The following is a 21,250-nucleotide window of genomic DNA, read 5'->3' on the forward strand; positions in this document are numbered from 1 at the left end:
AAGTGGAAAGAAAACTAGAAAAGAAAAACTTAAGAAAAAAGTTCTTAAAATATACTATACCTTCGGTATGTGCAATGTGGGTCTATTCACTATATACCATTATAGATGGTATATTCGTTGGTAGATTCGTTGGTCCTACAGCTTTAGCTTCTGTAAATTTATCCATGCCCTTTGTAAATTTCATTTTTGCAAGTTCAATGTTATTTTCAACAGGCGCTTCTACTATTATAGCTATATATTTAGGAAAGAAAGATTATAAAAAAGCAAATGAAACTTTTACTTTAAATTTAATCTCTATAATCATCTTCTCCTTAATAATTCTCATATTTAGTTTATTAAATCTTGAAAAACTTGCATTATTTTTAGGTGCTACACCTACTACCCTTGAAATGGTAAAAGAATATCTTAAAATAATCATATCTTTCAATGGATTTTTTATAGTTTCATATTGCCTTGAGGTAATTGTTAAAACTGATGGGTTTCCTTACTTTGCAATAATAGGTGTGTGTCTATCCGCTTTAACTAATATATTTTTAGATTATATTTTCGTTGTGAAATTAAATTTAGGAGTTGCTGGAGCTGCTTATGCTACTGGTATATCTCAGGTCATTGCCTGCATATTCTTTTTAGTACATTTCCTTCGAAAAAACTCTACTCTAAGTTTTGTAAAAGTAACATTTGATTTTGGTATTCTTAAAAGAATTTTATCTATAGGAGTGCCTGATTGTATAACTGAAGCATCTACAGGTGTTGTTTTATTTATGTTTAACCAAATAATCCTTAGACATCTAGGTGAAAATGGAATTGTAACCTATAGCATAATCTCTTATGTTAATACCTTAGTTTTAATGACTATGATAGGCATAACTCAAGGTATGCAGCCATTATCTAGTTATTACTATGGTAAAGAGGATACAGATACAATAAAAAAATTATTAAAGATGAGTTTTAAAACTGTTGCAGTTGTTTCTGCATTTGTGTTTATTGTGGTAATTGGATTTTCTGAAAATATAGTTAATGTCTTTATAAAAGGTGCTGATGCTGAACTATTTAATTACTCTGTATGGTCATTTAAGATATTTTCCACATCATTTTTGGTAGTTGGATATAATATACTTATATCTGGGTTCTTTGCTTCTATTGAAAAACCTACTAAAGCTATAATAATATCTATATCTAGAGGTTTAGTAACTATTGTCTTATCTTTATTTACAATGACAGCTTTATTTAATGATACTGGCATATGGATGGCTACTTTAGTTTCTGAACTGCTATGTATAATAATATCTTTTGGCATATTAAAGTTAAATCCACTAAAAGAACTATTAAATTAAAATATTCGTATATGTTAAAATTCATTCTATATAAATGTCACTTTAAAATTAAAAGCCATGAAACCAAAGTATTTTAAGCTAAGTTTCATGACTTTTAATTATTTCTATAATTTTAATATAAACCATTTGCATTTTTATTTATATGTACATATTTATTTATCAAATACTCCACCAGTTTTTTTATTTCTAACTGCCTTAGCAGCTGAACCAATAGTCTTTTCAGCTTTTCTATTATTCTTTGAATTTGATCCCTTTTGTTTCTTTTCTTCAATTAATTTTTTCATCATCTCAATATTTTTATTCATAAGTTAAAATTCCTCTCTTTAATTGCTAGATTCATTATACATTTAGATTTATATACAATCAATTTATTTTCACATAATAGTTATCCTTTATTAAATTGTAAGCTTATCTTCTAGAATTAATTTTTTTATATCCTTATTCATGATAACCTTCTAACCCAATAATATATTTTAAAGTTATATCTTTTACTTTGTAATTTATACCACAATTTAGAAAAAGCCATAGATTTAATCTATGACTTTTTAAATTAAGTTCTTAATTATGTTCTTTACAACAAATTAAGCTTCTCTATAGTCTCTTTTAGTCCTAAACATTCCTCTTTTAATAAAGAAAATATTTCCAGATCATTATAAAGTCCTTTGCAAAACACAGCTTTACGTTTAGTCCCTTCATGCTGATAACCACATTTTTCAACCACCCTACGACTAGCATAATTTCCTTTAGATATTTCTATCTCTAATCGCTTAATTGGTTTTATATCAAATAAATATGCAGAAAAAAGTGTTAGTGCCTCTGTCATATATCCATTTCCCCTATCCCCTTGTCTATATATTTCATAACCAATTTCATAACCTGTTAAGTACCATATTCCTGGAAAATATGAAATGGTTCCTACAATATTTTCATTTTTATCTGTAATAACCATAGTACCCGAGTTGTCATCTAATAATCCATTTTCCTTAAATTTATGTTTAAAATTAATCTCAGAGCATAAGTCTACAGGCCAAAAATCTCCCTTTTCCTCAAATTTATTTTTAAAATAAATTAGTGTATCAAGGTCTTGCTCCTTTATGGTTCTAAGGTTTATTTTTCTACCCCTTATCATAGATACTCCCCCTTATATGTTGGCTATTTATCAAGTTATTCTAAGGTTTAGATGGTATTTTCTTATGAGTGCCCCCTTGGACCTTAGAAGAACTTATCTAGAATAACTAGCTAGGTATTTAATCTACTTATCTACTCATTTTGTTGATATAATTTTCTTTGTAATATTAATCACAAAACTTTTTGTATGATTCAGAAATTCATTCTCATCCATATGTATATTATTATCCTTAAATTTTCTTCTAAGTATTTTATTGTACATGAATAAGTATTACATACCCTTATATCAAATACTCTTTTTATCCTTGTAAAGTTTTACAAAATAAATATATATTGTTAATATTTTCATAATAATTATATTATATCTTCAAACAAAAAGCTATAGGTTAAACCTATAGCTTTTTAATATATTATTTACTTCTAGCATATTTTTTTAAATCAACATGATTTAACTTAACAATTTTTGTTTTATATTTAACTTTATAAAATAACCATAAACCTAAAAATATTGGTATTCCAATATATGAAGAAGAAAGTCCCATCCAGTCTATGCCACTTGGTGATATGTATGAAAATCCCTGTCCTAATATTATAACCGAACATAATATTAATGCTGAGATTGGACCAAAAGGGAAAAACTTTGATTTATAAGGTAAATCATTTAAGTCATAACCTTGAAGTACATAAGCTTTTCTAAATCTATAATGACATAAAGCTATTCCCATCCAAGCTATAAATCCAGCTAAACCTGAAGCTGCCACTAGCCATACATAAACTGTACTTTCTGCATATAAACCAGTTAAAAAACATGCTGATGCTACTACCGTAGTAGCAATTATAGCATTTGATGGAACGCCTTTTGAATTAACTCTTCCAAATATTTTTGGAGCCATTCCTTCTTTAGCCATTGAATATAACATTCTACTTGAAGCATACATTCCAGAATTGCCAGCTGATAATACAGCACTAAGTATTACTGCATTCATTACTGATGCTGCTCCTGCAATACCTGCTTTTTCAAATACTAAAGTAAATGCACTTTCATTTACACCTGCTTCTGTAAGTGGAATTAATGCACCTATTACTATTATAGTTCCTATGTAGAAAAGTAATATTCGCCAAAAAACACTATTTACAGCTTTAGGTATAGACTTTTCAGGATTTTCACTCTCTCCAGCAGCTATACCAATTAATTCAGTTCCTTGGAATGAGAATCCAGCTAATAAAAATATCATAAATATTGATTTTGTACCACCTACAAATGGACCTCCATTTGATGTGAAATTTGAAAATCCTACAGCCTCTCCCCCTATTATTCCAACTATAGTTAATACACCAATTATAAGAAATACTATAACAGTTGCAACTTTAATGCTAGCAAACCAAAATTCTGATTCACCGTAGGCTTTGCTTGACAATAAGTTTAACATTACTATTATTGATAATAAAATTACACTCCATATTATTCCTGGTATATTTGGAAACCAAAACTTCATGATTAAAGATGATGCTACAAGCTCAGCTGCTATAGTTATTGCCCAGTTAAACCAATAATTCCAACCTAGTGCAAATCCCACAGCTGGGTCCACAAATTCAGTTGCATAGGTACCAAAAGAACCTGATACAGGCATATATGTTGCTATTTCTCCTAAACTACTAATCAAAAAATATACCATTATACCAATTAACCCATAAGCTACTAATGCTCCTCCTGGCCCTGCTTGACGTATTGTATCACCCATTGCTAAAAATATTCCAGTTCCTATAGAACCACCAATAGCAATCATACTAAGATGCCTTGCTTTTAATCCCTTCTTTAATTCATTGGTTTCTACATTACGTTCTGTTTTTCTTTGTTCATTTGCAATTTGCATTTTAACTCCTCCATATCATTGAAAATGTTAAATGCTTTAACTAAGATGACGACTAAATTCAAATAAAAAAACCCTGAGACTACACTCAGGGTATACCGAAAATAATATTAATAAAATTCTAAATTTAAATATTAAAAATTCTTAATATATTAACCTAAAATTTATTTATATAGTTACAATATATTATTTATAATCCTTATGGATTTTAATCATATATCGAATATATAATATGTAAATATTATTCTTATACTTAGAATGATAGCGCTCCACAAAATGTGACAGTATTATATATGTTATATACAATCCCAGTCTATAGATTTAAAGCATTATCTATAAACTTCGGCAAAACATCCTTTCACATTACTTCATTGTGCTTAGCTCCATAATGTTACTTTTAAGTTTTGCTCCTCTACCTCAGTTATTCATTTAATATATTTATTATCAACCAATAAACAAAATTAGTCAATTCCAATGAAAAGGTATCCATTTATGTAATTTTACTAATTTAATGTGTTTAAGCTACTTAATTCTCTTATTTTCTTTAAAATTCTTTTGTTTATCCTAAGTACCTGTTGAATTATATTGTATTTAATTTTTCCGTATCAATTTTTAAATAATCAAGCAATACGTATTAACACTTTAACAATCTTTAGAAAATTGATTTTTAAGATATAAGCTTATTTCTTTTATTGCATCATCAGCCTCACTAAACATTTGATCCATTGTTATAAATCCATGTATTACTCCTTTATACCTCTTCAAACTTACCTCAACTCCAGATTCTTTTAGTTTATGAGCATATAGTTCTCCATCATCTCTAAGTGGATCAAATTCTCCTGTTATAATAAAAGTAGGTGGTAACTTTTTAAAATTACTTTCTAATAATGGTGACCCATATATACATTTTCTATTTTTTTTGTCCTTTATATATAGTGATATAAATTTATTTTGATTTTCTTCAGTTAATATATATCCATTCCCAAATTCTAACCATGATCCCGTATTTAACTCAAATATGTTAGTTGCCGGATATATTAGCACTTGACATTTTATATATTTATCACCTTTCTCTCTAGCCATACATGATGCTGCAGCACATAAATTACCGCCCGAGCTATCTCCTACAAGTGCTATACAATCTGGTCTACCATTAATATTATTTGAATTATTGTACGCCCACCTTATTACTGTATATACATCATTTAATCCATGTGGAAATGGTCTTTCAGGTGCAAGAGAATAATCTACTGATACTACAATTGCTTTTGAAGTCATTGATATCTTCCTGCAGACATTATCATGAGTATCTAGATTTCCTCCAATCCAACTTCCTCCATGTACGTAAATAATAATTGGAAGTCCTTTTTTACTAAACGGTGTATATATTCTTACCGGTATTTTATTACGAGAAATTTGTATATCTCTTATATCTGTAAAATTTATAGGTTTAGAACTCATTTTCTTACTTAATTTATTTATTTCATCCCGTAATTTAATTATAGATTTTTCTTTAATTAAGTTTGGCCTAATATATTTTTGTATCTTTAAAAAAATAATAACCTTCAATTTTAAATTTCCTTGTGATTTTTTCTTTCCTATTAATACTTTTCTCATTGTATTACCTCCAAACTTAATCTTAGTTTTACCTTAAACAAAAATAATATAAGAATTTTATTACAGTATATATTTTTTTATTTAACTAATAATAATTATATATCTTAATAATAATTTTAATTTAAGGAGGTGAATATTCATATGTTTAAGCACGATAAATCATTATTGCATGAAGTAAAAGTAGAAAAACCTAACCCTCAGTATGCTGTGCTAATGCAAGAGCAACTTGGAGGAGGAAATGGTGAATTAAAAGCCGCTCTACAATATATTTCTCAAAGCTTTAGAATTAAAGATCCAGCTATAAAAGACCTATTTTTAGATATAGGTGCTGAAGAATTAAGTCATATGGAAATGGTTGCAGCTACTATTAATTTATTAAATGGTCATGATGTAGATTTTAACGCTGTAAAATCTGGTGAAATCCAAACTCACGTAATGTTTGGTTTGACACCAGGTCTAGTTAATTCATCTGGCGCTCCTTGGACAGGTAATTATGTTACAGTTACTGGGGATTTAGTTGCAGATTTACTTTCAAATATTGCATCTGAACAAAGAGCAAAAGTTGTCTATGAATACTTATATAGACAAATAGATGATAAATATGTGAAGGAAACCATAGACTTTCTTTTAAACAGAGAAGAAGCTCATAATGCTTTATTTAGAGAAGCTTTAAATAAAGTTAAAAATACTGGATCAAACAAAGACTTTGGGGTAACTGAAGATTCAAAATTATACTTCGATTTATCTTCACCTGGAAATTTTTTTGATAGCCCTAATCCTACTCCCCCTAGTTTTGAAAATCCAAAAAAATAAATGTAGAGGTGATATTATATGACAACTTTAACACAAAAAGAAACTATGTTATTAAAAGATGAAAAAGCTCAAGAGGATATTTGTGTAAAAAAATATACTAAATATTCAAATGAAGCACAAGATCCAGCATTAAAACAATTATTTACTTCAATCCGTGATCATGAACAACAACATGTTAACACATTAAACAGTATATTAAATGGTGAAGTTCCTAATATGAACCAACAAAATCAGCAAGGTCAAGGACAACAAGCAAGTCAAAATCAACAACCAAATATGCAAAATAGTACTACACCATTCAATCAAAATGATGCAGATTTATGCCATGATGCTTTATCAACTGAAAAATATGTATCTTCAACATATAATACAACAATATTTGAATGTACTCAGGCTAATATACGTCAAGTATTAAATCATATTCAAAAAGAGGAACAAGAGCATGGAGAACAAATATTTAACTATATGAATCAAAAAGGTTACTATAAAGTTCAATAATTTTATTACCCATAATAAAAGCTATGAATTTAGAAAAATAAAATTTCTAAATTCATAGCTTTGTATTTTTATTTATCAGTAATTAGGCAAGTGCCATATCATTTCTTACAATATCCTCAAAAGTTTCTCTTTTTACTACCAATTTACATTGACCCTTATTAACAAATATAACAGCTGGTTTTGGGATTCTATTATAATTACTAGACATGCTATAATTATAAGCTCCTGTACTAAATACAGCTAATATATCATCAGTTTCTACTATTGGTAACCCAATATCTTTTATTATAATATCTCCTGACTCACAACATTTTCCTGCTATTGTATATGTGTTTGTGTTATTAAAATTTAGTTTATTAGCAATTACCCCCTCATATTTTGCATCATACAATGCAGTTCTTGGGTTATCAGTCATACCACCATCTATAAAAACAAAATGTTTTCCTCCAAATGTTTTTTTAGTTCCACCTACTGTATAAAGTGTTGTTCCTGCATTTGCAACTATTGATCTTCCTGGTTCTATCATTATTTTAGGAATCTTTATATCAATTTCATTACATTTATTTTTTATTATTGAAAGCATACTTTGAAGACAATCCTGAAGTTCAATTGGTGCATCACCATGATAATAATATACTCCAAAACCTCCCCCTAAATTTAATTCTTGTGTGATAAATCCATAATCAACTTTTATTTCATTTAAAAATTCTAACATTTCCAGGGTCAGTGAGTAGAATGAATTTTCTTCAAATATTTGTGACCCAATATGACAATGGAATCCCTTTAAACATATATTTTCACTTTCCTTAAGTAAATTTATTGCCTCATAAATTTCATTCTGAAATATTGATATTCCAAACTTCGAATCATTTTTTGAGGTTTGAATATATTCATGAGTATGAGCTTCTATCCCTGGATTTACTCTTAATAATATGTCTATTTTTTTACCTAAGGTTGTACATAAATTTTCAATTTTAATTATCTCTTGAATATTATCAACTATTATTCTTCTAACCCCATTATTAATTGCCAAAATAAGTTCATCTCTTGTTTTATTATTTCCATGCATATATATTTTATTTGGTGGAAAGTTTGCCTTTAATACTGTATATAATTCACCACCTGATACCACATCTATAGATAAATTTTCCTCTTCAATTAATTTACACATAGATAAATTTAAAAATGCCTTAGAGGCATATATAACTTCTGTTTCTATATCTTCCATAATAAAATTTTCTTTAAACATCTTGCAATTTTTTCTAATCATTTCTTCATCCATTACATATAGTGGAGTTCCAAACTCATTTGCTAATTCCAATGTGTCGCAATTTCCTATTTCTAAATTTCCATTATTATTTCCTCTTGAAGTTCCAAATAATTTCATGCTATCCTTCATCTCCCGTAAAAATTTATTTTCAAATTTAAGCGCTTAAACTTTTATCATGAATTTATAAGTTAATAGATTTTAAGCAAAATAAAACAGTCATGAGCAAAAGGATTCTCATGACTGTTTTAATAACATCACCTTTTGCCCCAATGTAGTAAGCACGCCTTTAGAAGTTTGGGCAAACTTCTAAACACAGTACTATACCTATTAAGTATAATCCCAATGCATAAATATTAAATTTATACACTTCGGCAATTGACCCTTTCACATATTCTTAGTATGCTACTGATGACAATTGCAACCTCTATACTACACTGTATATTTATTCACTTTTTAAAATTTTCAATTAATTAATATGATTAGTATCATACCAAAATTAAATTTCATAGTCAATAACAAATATAAAAATATTTTTAAAATTAATAGATATTAAAAGTTATTTTTTCCTCTTGGTGGTAAAGTAATATTTCCCAAAACAACATTTTCTTTGGCCCCTGTAGCAGTTGGAACATTAGAACAACTACAATTCAATGTCTCATTTCCCAAAATAGCAAAAGCAATTGCTTCTTTTGCATCTGATGAAAATCCTAGTTCATCTTGAGTAAATACCTTAACATTTTCTAAGCCCTTTTGGATTAAACTTACTAAGGTTTTATTATGGGCTCCTCCTCCACCAATGATAACTTTATTTAATTTAATATTGGGAAGTATAAATTTCCTATAATTTTCAACTATTGTATAAGCTGTATACTCTGTAAATGTTGTTATAATATCTTCAGATGGAATATTTTTATATTTCTCTAATATATCATTAACAAACTGCTCACCAAAATCTTCTCTTCCTGTAGTTTTTGGTGGTTTAAGATCTATATATGGATGACTCTTAAGTTCCTCCATAAGAGTCTCACATAACTTTCCACTCTTAGCTATATCACCGTTTTCATCATATGAAACACCAAACAACTTACTACATGCTTCATCAATCATCATATTGCCTGGTCCTGTATCAAAAGCATATATTTCTCTCATATCTTTAACTGCTGGTATAACTGTTACATTGCCAATTCCCCCTATATTTTGGAGTGCTATGTTTTCTCCCCTTACTCCATAAAGTATAAATTCGCTATATGGAACCAATGGTGCTCCTTCTCCTCCAGCTGCCATATCCATTGTTCTAAAGTTAGAAATTACTTTAACATTGTTCTCATAAGCTATTATACTTGGTTCACCAATTTGTAGCGTAGAAGATATATAGTTTTCTATTGACTTTGGAATATGATAAATAGTCTGCCCATGGGTAGCAACAAATTCAAGTTCATCTGTAGATATATTAGTTTTTTTACATATATTTTTTACTGCATCACTAAATAAATATCCAAGTTTAAAATTAAGACTACATATTAAGGCTGTTGATGGAGAATTATTTAAACAAGCCTTCTTTATTTCATCCTTTATTTCCAAGGGAATCTTATAAGTATCAAATTCAATTAATTCTACATGGGTATCAAGTCCATAACCTGATATTTTTACTAAGGCTGCATCTATTCCATCTAGTGATGTACCAGACATTAATCCTACACAATACATATTCATTCAACCTCTATTTCATTATTTATTCCACTGTTTAGCTATTAAACATGCTCCTATTTCTGGTGGAAATTTTGGAGACATAAGGTGTACTTTTTTGTCTATGTTATCTTTTATTGGTTCTAATATAAGATCTTTTGACTTAAAAACTCCACCGATATATGAAACATCAACTTTATCTTCTGAAAAATCCAGTGCTAAGGTATTAATTAATCCACTTAACTCTTCTCCTGCTTTTTTAAATATATCTATTGCATATTTATCTCCATCTTTTGCTGCCTTTGAGCATAGTGTGGCAAATTTAGCAATTTCTCTTCTATCAGCTTTGATTTCTTCATTTACATATTTGATAATGTCATAGTCATTGTTCAAAGAAAGCTGCTCTTTAAATATATGATAAAGATTTCCCTTTTTGAATCTTCCATCAGCCTGTTTTGAAAAACATTCTATTGCTTTTCTTCCTATCCAATATGCTGAACCCTCATCACCTATAGTATATCCCCATCCACCAACTCTTTTATATTCGCCATTATTACTTGAATATCCAATTGATCCTGTTCCTGCAATAATAACTATTCCGTCCTTTCCAGCCAAAGCACCAGCATGTGCAATATGAACATCATTAAAAAGTAAAAAATCAATATTCTTAAATACTCTTTTTACAACTTCTTCTATTTTAATAGCTATAGTTTTTACATTTCCGTAACCAGCCAAACCAACACATGCTCTTTTAACTTCTTTATAAGTTATATTCGCCATTGAAAGAAGATCATTAACCCCATCATTTAGAATCCTCTCCATTTTCTCAAATCCAACTTGATTAAAGTGGCACGTTCCCTTTTCAACTGTTGCTACTAAATTCTCTTCTTTGTCTACTAGTGAAAATTTTGTTTTCGTCCCTCCACCGTCTATTCCTATATAAAACATTTAAAAGCACCTCATTTTTAGAATTAGTTAAATTGTGGCAAATAAGGCTTATTAATTTCTAAAAGTTCCTCTAATAGTTTTTTTGATATATCTATAGATGGAATTAAAGGATTATTTACAAGAGCTACTAACGCCTTTTCCTTATCTCCATTTGCAGCAGCATCAACCGTTGCTATTTCATATGATTTAACTGAATGTATTAATCCCACCGCTTCTTCATCTAATGGACTCTTCAACAATACTGGTGTTGCTCCTGTATTATCAACAATTGCATTTGTTTCTATTATGCAATTATCAGGTAATGCTTTTATTATTCCATTATTTAATACGTTTACTGTATGAATCTCTTTTTTATCATTAAATATTGCGCTAATTAATGAAACTGCTGCATCTGAATAATATGCTCCACCTCTATTTTCAAGCTCCTTTGGCTTAACATCAACATTTTCATCTTTATATATATCAAATAATTTTGCCTCTACTCCTTGGACAATTTCTGCTCTAGTTCCTTTTCCACCTTCACTTGCTGCTTCTTTTTCTTCTTCTACCATGTCTGCAGTCATTAAGTAGTATCTATGATATGGAGACGGTATCATCCCAACTGCCTTTAAATAATCTCTATCCCATGGTATAGCTGGTATGTTTTTCATTGATAAACTTTCTTTATCTGTCATAGCTTCAATTGCATCTTGTGTAATATCTTTGCCTTTTAACCATACACTCTTTGCCCACACCAAATGATTTAGTCCTATAAACTCTACAAATAACTCTTCTGAGGACACTCCTAATGCTTTTGCAAAATCCATTTTCATATGAATTGGAACATTACATAATCCTATACATTTTACATTTGAATACTTATTAACAGCCTCTGTTACCATTCCTGATGGATTTGTAAAATTAATTAGCCAAGCTTCTGGGCATACCTCTTCTATATCTCTACAAATGTCCAAAATCACTGGTATTGTTCTTAAAGCTTTTGCAAAGCCTCCTGGCCCACATGTTTCTTGTCCGATAACATTATATTTCAAAGGAAATCTTTCATCCTTAGCTCTGGCTTCTAATCCACCAACCCTAAACTGAGTTACTACAAAATCTGAATTTTTCAAAGCTTCTTTTCTATTAAATGAAACGGTTATCTTTGTCTTTAAACCTGCTTTCTTCACCATTCTTTCTGCAAGTTTTGATACTGTGTTAACCTTTTCTTTTCCATCCTCTATATCTACTAAAACAACTTCTTTTACTGGTAGTTCGTTTTTCCTCATTAAAAAACCATTAATTAGTTCTGGTGTATAACTACTTCCTCCACCAATTACTGTAACCTTTAATTCCTTCATATATAAACCCTCCTACCTAAAATATTTTCTTATAAAGATTATACCCTTTTTGAAATATTATTTCAATATATCATTATGATTATTGTAATAATATTTCTTTTAATATTTTTATGTTTTCTAAATATTTATATAAAAATATAAAAGCCTTCTATAGTAAAAAGTGTACTGCTCCTAATTATAAGGAGTCAATACACGATTTTATTTAAACGCTTTTATTATTTCTCTTGTTTTTAATATATATTCCTCTGTCTTATCCACATCATTTTTTGCAATTCCTAAATATAACAAATCTGTTATTAGCAAAGCTGTCATTCTAGATGTTATAGCTCCAATTCTTATTTCTTTTTCCTCACTAGGAATATATAAAGGAAAGTCAGCTATCTTAGCTAATGAATTATTATTGAACTTAGTTATACCAATAGTTTTGGCCCCAAGTTCCTTAGCTTTCCTTAATGCCACATTTATCTCTCTAGTTTCTCCACTATAGCTTATTCCTATTGCTATATCTCCTGGACCAATATGGGCCGCTGAAGCTAATTGAATATGAGAATCTTGTTGATAAATTGCAATTCTCTTTATTCTTGATAATTTATACTGAAAATCCTGGGCTACAAGACCTGATGCTCCTACTCCAAAAATATATATATTTTTACAGTTATTCAACGAATCTATTGCCTTTTGTAAAATATCTTTATTAATTAATTTATAAGTCTGGGTTACAGCTTTAGTATTTATAGCCTCAGATTTTTTTATTAATGTTTCTATTGAATCATTTTCTTTTATAATAGTATTAAAATCCTCAGCTTCATCATAACTCTCTTTTGCCATTTCAACCTTTAAAGCTGTAAAACCTTTATATCCTACTTTTTTTGAAAACCTAACAACTGCTGCTGCTGAAGTTTTAACTCTATCAGCTAATTCTTGGGCACTTAACATTATAATCTCTTGCCTATTATCCAATATATAGTTTGCTAGTTTTTCTTCAGTTTCTGTAAAACTACCCATTCCTTCTTTTATCTTACATATACAACTCATTCATTCACCCCTTTCTTTTATTTTTCATTTTGTCATAATAATTAATTATGATGTCTAAAACTAAACTTTTGCCATGGTTTTATGTAGTCTATTAAGAAGATTTCTTCTTCTCTTATTCTTCCTACAACATTTGATTTTCCACTATTTTTCATATCTTTTACTGCTATTTGTACTTCTCCTGCATAATGTCCATATTCACTACTTTCTATAATAACATCGCCTTTTTTAATGATTTCTGGAGCATTAAATAATTTAAAGTCATGACCTTTATATTTTACTCTACTTTGAGTGGATCTAATTAGATTATCTGAAAAATCTCCTCTATTAAAATGCATTTCTTCAAATAATATTTTTTTCTCAATATGAGGAATCTTTTCATTTACTATTATATCAAATGTTACCATATCTTTTCTCATAGTTGATAAACTATTCAGTTCTTCATCTGATGGATAGCAGTTGGATATTATTATGTCGTCAATATTTCCTAAAGCAATTAGATGCTTTGCTTGAACATCTATTGGCAATTCTCTGTGAATTTCTAATGTTGGTAATCCATCTGTAACTGGCCATGGTCCAAATGTGCCATCCTTTGTGCTAGTTATAAAGGCTGCTGTTCTTAACCCATGTTTTTTAAATCTATCTGTACATTTTATAAAATGCTCAAAATTTAATCCACTATATCTATGAGGATAAAAATTATGACATGCTATTAAATTTTCTTTATTAGGCATATAATCTATTATTGTATCTATATAATTAGTGTTATTACTCATATTTATTTCTATTTTAAGTCCTTGAGGATTAAATGTCATAAGTGATTCTTCTAACCCACTGTAACCAGCATCTAATCTTAATCCATCTGCCCCTATTTCTTTGAAAAATGTTAAATCCTTATAACTTATCCCTAGTTCATCAAATACTCTAGGGCTTACATCAACAATCACTTCAAATCCTTTTCCATGAGCATAATCATTTATTTTCTTAAATTTATTTACTATATTATCTTTTGTCTCTGTTACAGACAATAAACATGAGAATATTCTACTAAACCCTGCTTCTTGAGCTTTATCAATATAATCATAAATTTCCTTCTCTGTAGTTTTTTCTTCATAAATTGATATACCTAATTTACCCATTTAATATTCCTCCTATAATTTAAAACAATGGACAATTAACAACTGTTCTTACTATCATTGTTAATTGCCCATTGTAAATAGTTTAAGCTTCTGCTCTCTCGTCTTGTAATAATTTGTTATCGTACATCTTTACAAACGGATAGTACACAACAATTGATATTATAATACATACAACATTTAATACTGATGCTCTCCAGTCACCACCTGTAGCTAAGAATGCTCCTATTGGTCCTGGAAGTGTCCATGGTGCAGTTACTGTAACTGCATTAACTAGTCCCATAGTAGTTGCAAACCATGCTAATGTTGCTGTAATCATAGGTGTTAATATGAAGGGTACTATTAATACTGGATTCAATACTATTGGAGCACCAAATATTATTGGCTCATTTATATTAAATATTCCTGGTATTAATGTACTTTTTCCTAGAGTTTTTCCATAAGATGACTTAGCAATTGTAGCTAATAAAATTACTAGACCTATTGTACATCCTGAACCACCTATCCATATAAACCATTGATAAAAAGGTTCAGCAGCAATACCTGGTAAAGCCTGACCTGCTGCTTGTGCTGAGGTATTTCCATCTAATATTTGTAACCATAAAGGTCTTGCTATTGATCCAACAATTGATACCCCATGTATACCAAATGACCAGAAGAATGTAACTAATAATACTAATATAAGAACTGACGGTAATGTATCTGTAGCTGATACTAATGGTGATACAACTTTTGAAACAGCCGCATGCCAATCAAATCCTAAAAAATATGTTATAGTTGCCATTACAAGAATAACTATAGTTGTCGGTGTCAATGCCTCAAAGGATCTTGCAACTGATGCTGGAACTTGTTCTGGCATCTTGATTCTAAAATTCTTTACTGTAGTAAATCTTAAAACTTCTACTGCAAAAATTGATACTATAATGCCAACAAACAATCCACCTCCACCCATATTTGCCATAGGTAATGCAAAACCTAATCCATCAACCACCTGTGGAACTAACGTAAGCATGAAAGCCATGGAAGCAAGAACTCCACCTGTAACTCCATCCAACTTATAGGATTTAGCTAAACTATACCCTATACCCCAGGTTGCATACATGGTCATGATATACATTGTCATACGATATGGCAAAAGAATTGTAGCTGCGTTTGCCTTTAAGTAAGCTGTTATTCCCCAAGTAGCTGGTAATGGTGGAAATGCGACGATTAAGAAAAATGATCCTACAATAATAAGTGGTAGTGTTGCGATTATACCGTCACGTACTGCTCGTAAGTGTCTTTGCTCGGCCATCTTAGCCATTGGAGTGGAAAGCTTTTCATCTAAAAACTTCGTTAACTTCTCTAACATATTTATCCCCCTTGCCTATAATAATTTTAAAATTCTAGTATACATTCGTCATATTTTTCTCTATATTAAGTTTAATATAACGAATGTTTTGCTACTTCTTCTTACTACTCATCTTTTGTAAGCTAAATATAGATTAATTCAAGATTAAAGCTCTAAAAATCCTAATATAAATTTCATATAAAATAATCTTTTTTAATTTTGAGGTTATATATTTTACTTATTACCAGCAGTTTCTTGAACTTGCTTTAGAAGTTTAGGACCCCCTAATGGGCTGTATGCTTGTGGCTGAATTAATGAACATGGTACATTAGCCACATCTGCAAATTCTTTTAAATGATCAAAACGATGTCTAATTTGTGGAGCAACCATTGCTGCATCATATCCATTTTTAACTTCTTCCTCAAATTCTTGAGTGCTTACAGCTAACACTTCCATTTCAACTCCGTTTTTTTCTGCTTCTTTTTTAAGTGCATTTACCGCTATTGCACTTGACATACCTTGTGAACAAACAAATAATACTTTCATAAATTCTCCTCCTAATAACGTTTTCTTTAAACTGTTTAATTTAGTATTATATTACACCAAATTCATGTTTTTTGCAATAATATTTCATTTATTAAATTTATTTTTTGAAATATTATTTTATATATAAGTTTGTAAATACATCCAGAAAAATGATATTACTAAAAATGCACTTCCAAATCCAGCATATGTGTACCAAAACCTCTTACAAAAACCTTTTTTAGTTTCAACAAAGAATCTACTATAAGCTAAAGCAAAACCTAAAATAAAAGTATTACCTATAACTACTGATATCTTCTTATCAACTCCAATTAGAGAAAATATAGACGGTATAATTAACGTTGATGCTACACCTGCTAATATAAGAATTAGAGAACTTTTAATGCTAAACCTTGGAATATCATAATCCGTTTTGGCAACTACTTTCTCTCTTGCTTTTGCCATAAATGCATACCTCCTTTAAGATTTGCTATATTTTCACACATTTATTTTTCATCAAGTCTTTTATATAATCTGATCATACATTCTATTAAGCTTTTTGCCTCAATTGCAGTCATTAAATGATCTTGAGCATGAACAAATAATACCGATACTTCTGTCTTATCCCCTGCTGCTTCTGCCTGAATAATACTGGTTTGAATATGATGCGCTTCTAAAAGTTCTTTATCTGATTCCTTTAAAAGTTTATCTGCTTCTTCAAAATCCCCCTTTTCAGCCGCTTGTAATGCTTCATAAGCCAGTCCTTTTGCCGTTCCTCCATGATTTATAATCTCAAAAACAATTACATCCATATCTAATTTAGCCATTTTTTATTCTCCTTTACTCACAGCCTCTAAGGCCTTAGTTATTATTCCTTTATTTTCATTTAATATTATAATGCTTTCTTCTCTACTTTTTTCTGTTAAAATCATAAAAATAGCTATTTTAACATCTCTATTACTTTTTTCAAAGTATTCTTCAGCAACCATTCTCGAACATCTTGTACAAGATTGTATAATACCCTTTGCCCTTTCAACAAGTTTTTCATTTGTTGGTTTTACGTCAACCATAAGATTCCCATAAACCTTGCCCAACTTTATCATAGTTCCAGTTGACAACATATTAAGAACTAGCTTCTGAGCTGTCCCTGACTTTAGTCTTGTTGATCCCGTTACAACCTCAGGTCCTACAACTGGGGCTATAGAAATTTTAGCCACCTTTGATAAATCCGACTCTCCATTACATGTAACTGCTATAGTGAAAGCATCTATACTATTTGCATACTCTAACCCACCTATAACATATGGAGTTCTTCCAGAAGCGGCTAATCCTACAACTACATCTTTTGAATTTATATTTTTCTCTTTTAAATCATCTATACCTAATTCTTTTGAGTCCTCTGCTCCTTCTTTTGCCCTAAAGATTGCTTCATGTCCTCCTGCTATTATTCCTTGAACTAATTCTTCTGAGACTCCATAGGTTGGTGGACATTCAGATGCATCTAAAATACCAAGTCTTCCAGATGTACCTGCACCAATATAAATTAATCGCCCCCCCATTTGTAGTCTCTCAACAATTCTATCTATAGCACATGCTATATTATGGAGCTCTTTCTCCACAGCTAATGGTACTATCTTATCTTCTTCATTTATCATTTTCACCATATCTATGGTATTTACTTCATCTATATTTAGAGTTTTAGTGTTTCTGCTTTCAGTAATTAAACTATCTAAATCTATGCTTGCCATACTTCCAACTCCTTAATGTGTGTTTCTCTTGTCTACGATTTCATAATATCATGCCTGAAATTATATTTCAAGCATTATTTTAATATTTTAAAATAATATTTCATAATTTATGAATATTATTCTCACCACTTATACTTTTTTAATTTATCTTATGTCCACCAACTGTAATATCACCTTAATGAATATTCATTCTACACGATGTCTATCATCAATAGTATTCCCCATGTCTTAATCGATGGTTTAATCACTATTACACTGCAAGATAAATTATTTAAACTTCATCTTTAGTAACTTGTTTCTTTAAGTAAGTGCCATATTAAGTTAAAAATTATATCAAAGTACAAGGCGCCTACGTCACGTTATAATTGAGAATTGGCAGTTGTTGTTGAAAATCTTCTATAAAATATTTCATCCAATATTGTCAATTGTAAATTCTCAATTTTCAATTCAAAAGCCCTTTAACCCTAGATTTTATCAGCATTTTTCAATCAAAATTTTTTATACTTTTCTTTACATAAAAAAAGGCTATCAACTCTTATATTTAAGAATTGAAGCCTTTTTATTCATATAATTTTTGATACTTTTAATTAGTACTGAAATACAATTCCATAAAAATTCTCTCCTAGTGAAAATTTATCTATGGTTCTAAGATCATTTTTCTTACATAAACTTTTTACTTCTTCCTCTGAAATTCTATGCTCAACTGGTGGCCCCATAGGGGTTTTTCTTTTATGAAATTCTATTATCATAAGTTTTCCATTTCTCTTTAAAACCCTGCTTATTTCATTTAACATCTTAGCTTTATTTTCTATTTCATGTAATACTGTTACCATTATAGCCATATCACAAATATTGTCTTCTAATGGAAGCTTTTCTGAAACAACTTTTTTAATATTAAGATTTTCAATGTTTTTTTCTCTAACTCTAGATGTTAGTAATTCAATCATATCTTCTGATATATCAAGAGCAAAAATCTCATTTCTACTTATTTCTGTAGCTGGAAAAGAAAATATCCCAGTGCCAGCTCCTATATCACAAAGGATCATCCCTTCTTTAAACCCTACTTTTTCTAAAGTATTCTTTGGGTTTAGTTCCTCAAGTCTTTCTGAACTTTCAAACTTTAATATTTTTTTATTATCATCCAATTTATTTTTCCTCCTCAATTTGTTTTTTATATCATCCATTCTTTTTTCCCAATTATAGAGCATATCTAAATTTAGCTTCATAACCCAAATGCCATAGTATTACAACTTTCCACTTACCACTTATAATTTATAATGTAAGTTCTTTTTCACAATTATATTCTCCATTTTTAATTTTAGTTTTTATGTCCTGTCTTAACGTATCGTTCCTTAATATAGCCTCCATAACCATAACTGAAACAATTAATTTTACCTTAATACTCTTTACTACATAGGACTATACTAATATATTAATTTATGTAAATCAAATAAGTTTTTCATTCTAACTTATGTTTACCTTTACACGTTAATTAATTCTCCTATAGTATATAATTTCTTTTCTAATTTTATTATCTAAATAAAATAAAGCAACTTAGGTAATATCCTTTAACAAAAATAACTTAAAGCTCTATTACAATTTATTAATAGAACTTAAAGTTATTTTATTCTGTGCTTATATACTTTTTAAAGACTATTTTAAAGAAATGTAAATGTGGATTTCTTGATTACTCATATCCTCTGTATTGTTTTGATATTCTTCAAAATCACAGGTATATGCCCTATCTAAATCCATATTCCAAAGTTCATTCCAAAACTTTCCTACAGCCTTTATCACATCTCCATTTATAACAAATTTTGCATATCTTCCTTCTCGTATAATTTTTTCAACAAAGTTATCACTAAGATTACTAGAATTAAGAATTTCACAACAAGCCATGAAATTATAAGGTTTTGTAAAATCTCCTTGATAATCCGTATATAATCCTATGGTTTTATTGTTTTTCCTAGGATTAATATTTTCATATACTTCTTCAGTGCAAAACTTTTGCCATACCTCTCCAATATCTTTAGTACATTGCCCATTAATATTAGTAGTTTCTTTTAATATTCCCCTAACAATCTTTTTCTCTAAATTTATTATTTCATATTTCATAATTAATCACCTCATGCTTTTTTACTTATCTAACATTCAGAGAATGTAAAGAACACCACCTAAATGAATGTTAATTCTATTCTACACAAAGTAATATGACATCTGTATGTCTATTTCTTGAAATAAAATATCACTTTTCTATTTTAAATTAGTTTGTCCAACTTCTATTGACTCTGATACTCCAATATAACTATAAGTATATTTAGTTGCTTTTCCAATCAACACTATCAAAATTCACCTCATTAATTATATACCTTGTAATCATTTTTCATATTATATTGTGTATTTAAAAATATATACCTTGTTTTTTGAATTTACTAGTATACTTCACATCAATTATATTCCTCAAATTATTGGTTTTAATTTTGCATATTTAAAATATAGTGCAAGAAATTATTCTTTTATTTTATTAATAATCTGAATTTAGTGTTTTTAATGACATTAAAAAAATCTAAGCATTGGTTATTTTCTACTATTTTCATTATATGCTAATAGTTCTATAAAGGAATTTTCACACTCCAACATATAAATAAATTATATTCTCAAAATTCAAATAAATGCATATTTATGTGCCATTTTATTCTTTTAATATATTTTATCACTTATTTCTTATTTATTTCATCGTATTTGTATTATCAAAATTATATTTTTTCTATATTTTTTTTAATAAAAACAACTTTTTTATGTTGACTTATAGTATTAATCCATGATATCATCTTCAAAAGTTGTTATTTTGTCAAACTAAAAAGAATTTTGTTGTAATTGAAATGAAATATCATTTTTCATTCATTGCAATAATCCCATTGTATATTTATTTATAGCAAAAGATTATTTATTCATTATTCCTTAATCAATGAATGGAGGG

At 29.0% G+C, this 21,250-nt stretch carries 20 protein-coding genes and 2 riboswitches; of the genes, 3 read left to right on the plus strand and 17 right to left on the minus strand.

The window, feature by feature from the left end:
- Positions 1-2: 2 nt before the first annotated feature.
- A complete protein-coding gene (locus BM119_RS09845; RefSeq protein ID WP_242948399.1) occupies positions 3-1,334 on the plus strand; it encodes an MATE family efflux transporter in 1,332 nt (443 codons plus the stop codon).
- 152 nt (positions 1,335-1,486) lie between these two features.
- On the opposite strand, the gene BM119_RS19855 is transcribed toward BM119_RS09845, so the two are convergent.
- The 4 genes from BM119_RS19855 to BM119_RS09860 form a co-directional block, all read right to left on the minus strand.
- The gene (locus tag BM119_RS19855; RefSeq protein WP_177199383.1) at positions 1,487-1,639 is read right to left on the minus strand and encodes a hypothetical protein; all 153 of its coding nucleotides are present in this window, start codon (positions 1,637-1,639) and stop codon (positions 1,487-1,489) included.
- 266 nt (positions 1,640-1,905) lie between these two features.
- Positions 1,906-2,463, minus strand: coding sequence for a GNAT family N-acetyltransferase (locus tag BM119_RS09850; RefSeq protein ID WP_090041061.1), 558 nt, complete (start codon positions 2,461-2,463; stop codon positions 1,906-1,908).
- A 409-nt stretch (positions 2,464-2,872) separates the two neighbouring features.
- Complete coding sequence (locus tag BM119_RS09855; protein WP_090041063.1) at positions 2,873-4,336, minus strand: amino acid permease; 1,464 nt, start codon at positions 4,334-4,336, stop codon at positions 2,873-2,875.
- A gap of 251 nt (positions 4,337-4,587) precedes the next feature.
- Positions 4,588-4,756: riboswitch (Lysine riboswitch) on the minus strand.
- 219 nt (positions 4,757-4,975) lie between these two features.
- Positions 4,976-5,950 (minus strand): alpha/beta hydrolase, encoded by a 975-nt coding sequence (locus BM119_RS09860; protein WP_090041065.1) that lies wholly within the window; start codon positions 5,948-5,950, stop codon positions 4,976-4,978.
- 141 nt (positions 5,951-6,091) lie between these two features.
- Here BM119_RS09860 and BM119_RS09865 point away from each other — a divergent pair, with 141 nt between their 5' ends.
- Both BM119_RS09865 and BM119_RS09870 read left to right on the plus strand, forming a co-directional pair.
- Positions 6,092-6,763, plus strand: coding sequence for a manganese catalase family protein (locus BM119_RS09865; protein WP_090041067.1), 672 nt, complete (start codon positions 6,092-6,094; stop codon positions 6,761-6,763).
- Between the two features lie 18 nt (positions 6,764-6,781).
- The gene (locus tag BM119_RS09870) at positions 6,782-7,261 is read left to right on the plus strand and encodes a spore coat protein (RefSeq protein ID WP_090041068.1); all 480 of its coding nucleotides are present in this window, start codon (positions 6,782-6,784) and stop codon (positions 7,259-7,261) included.
- An 82-nt stretch (positions 7,262-7,343) separates the two neighbouring features.
- Here BM119_RS09870 and lysA read toward each other — a convergent pair whose 3' ends face one another.
- The 13 genes from lysA to BM119_RS09940 all read right to left on the minus strand — a co-directional run bounded on the left by lysA (position 7,344) and on the right by BM119_RS09940 (position 20,385).
- Complete coding sequence (gene lysA / locus BM119_RS09875) at positions 7,344-8,648, minus strand: diaminopimelate decarboxylase (RefSeq protein ID WP_090041070.1); 1,305 nt, start codon at positions 8,646-8,648, stop codon at positions 7,344-7,346.
- A gap of 151 nt (positions 8,649-8,799) precedes the next feature.
- Positions 8,800-8,967: riboswitch (Lysine riboswitch) on the minus strand.
- A 113-nt stretch (positions 8,968-9,080) separates the two neighbouring features.
- Entirely contained in the window at positions 9,081-10,244 is a 1,164-nt protein-coding gene (gene anmK, locus BM119_RS09880; protein WP_207647677.1) for an anhydro-N-acetylmuramic acid kinase AnmK, read from the minus strand.
- Positions 10,245-10,259: 15 nt separating this feature from the next.
- Positions 10,260-11,165: an N-acetylglucosamine kinase gene (locus BM119_RS09885; RefSeq protein WP_090041074.1), complete on the minus strand. Its 906-nt coding sequence runs from the start codon at positions 11,163-11,165 to the stop codon at positions 10,260-10,262.
- A 23-nt stretch (positions 11,166-11,188) separates the two neighbouring features.
- On the minus strand, positions 11,189-12,502 hold the full coding sequence (locus BM119_RS09890) for a 6-phospho-beta-glucosidase (protein ID WP_090041076.1): 1,314 nt from the start codon (positions 12,500-12,502) through the stop codon (positions 11,189-11,191).
- Between the two features lie 198 nt (positions 12,503-12,700).
- Positions 12,701-13,537, minus strand: coding sequence for a MurR/RpiR family transcriptional regulator (locus BM119_RS09895; RefSeq protein ID WP_090041077.1), 837 nt, complete (start codon positions 13,535-13,537; stop codon positions 12,701-12,703).
- 41 nt (positions 13,538-13,578) lie between these two features.
- Entirely contained in the window at positions 13,579-14,673 is a 1,095-nt protein-coding gene (locus BM119_RS09900; protein WP_090041079.1) for a DUF871 domain-containing protein, read from the minus strand.
- Between the two features lie 82 nt (positions 14,674-14,755).
- Positions 14,756-16,021: a PTS sugar transporter subunit IIC gene (locus tag BM119_RS09905; RefSeq protein ID WP_090041081.1), complete on the minus strand. Its 1,266-nt coding sequence runs from the start codon at positions 16,019-16,021 to the stop codon at positions 14,756-14,758.
- Positions 16,022-16,234: 213 nt separating this feature from the next.
- Positions 16,235-16,546: a PTS sugar transporter subunit IIB gene (locus BM119_RS09910; RefSeq protein ID WP_090041083.1), complete on the minus strand. Its 312-nt coding sequence runs from the start codon at positions 16,544-16,546 to the stop codon at positions 16,235-16,237.
- A 117-nt stretch (positions 16,547-16,663) separates the two neighbouring features.
- Positions 16,664-16,987 carry a hypothetical protein gene (locus BM119_RS09915; protein WP_090041085.1) on the minus strand — a complete coding sequence of 108 codons (324 nt, stop codon included), beginning with the start codon at positions 16,985-16,987 and terminating at the stop codon, positions 16,664-16,666.
- Positions 16,988-17,028: 41 nt separating this feature from the next.
- Positions 17,029-17,349 (minus strand): PTS lactose/cellobiose transporter subunit IIA, encoded by a 321-nt coding sequence (locus BM119_RS09920; protein ID WP_090041086.1) that lies wholly within the window; start codon positions 17,347-17,349, stop codon positions 17,029-17,031.
- A gap of 3 nt (positions 17,350-17,352) precedes the next feature.
- A complete protein-coding gene (gene murQ, locus BM119_RS09925; protein ID WP_090041088.1) occupies positions 17,353-18,270 on the minus strand; it encodes an N-acetylmuramic acid 6-phosphate etherase in 918 nt (305 codons plus the stop codon).
- A 587-nt stretch (positions 18,271-18,857) separates the two neighbouring features.
- Complete coding sequence (locus BM119_RS09930; RefSeq protein WP_177199384.1) at positions 18,858-19,415, minus strand: class I SAM-dependent methyltransferase; 558 nt, start codon at positions 19,413-19,415, stop codon at positions 18,858-18,860.
- Between the two features lie 508 nt (positions 19,416-19,923).
- Positions 19,924-20,385: a GyrI-like domain-containing protein gene (locus tag BM119_RS09940; protein ID WP_090041091.1), complete on the minus strand. Its 462-nt coding sequence runs from the start codon at positions 20,383-20,385 to the stop codon at positions 19,924-19,926.
- Between the last annotated feature and the right edge of the window lie 865 nt (positions 20,386-21,250).

Source organism: Clostridium frigidicarnis, from assembly GCF_900111985.1.
In the GTDB taxonomy this organism is placed as follows: Bacteria; Bacillota; Clostridia; order Clostridiales; family Clostridiaceae; genus Clostridium_Z; species Clostridium_Z frigidicarnis.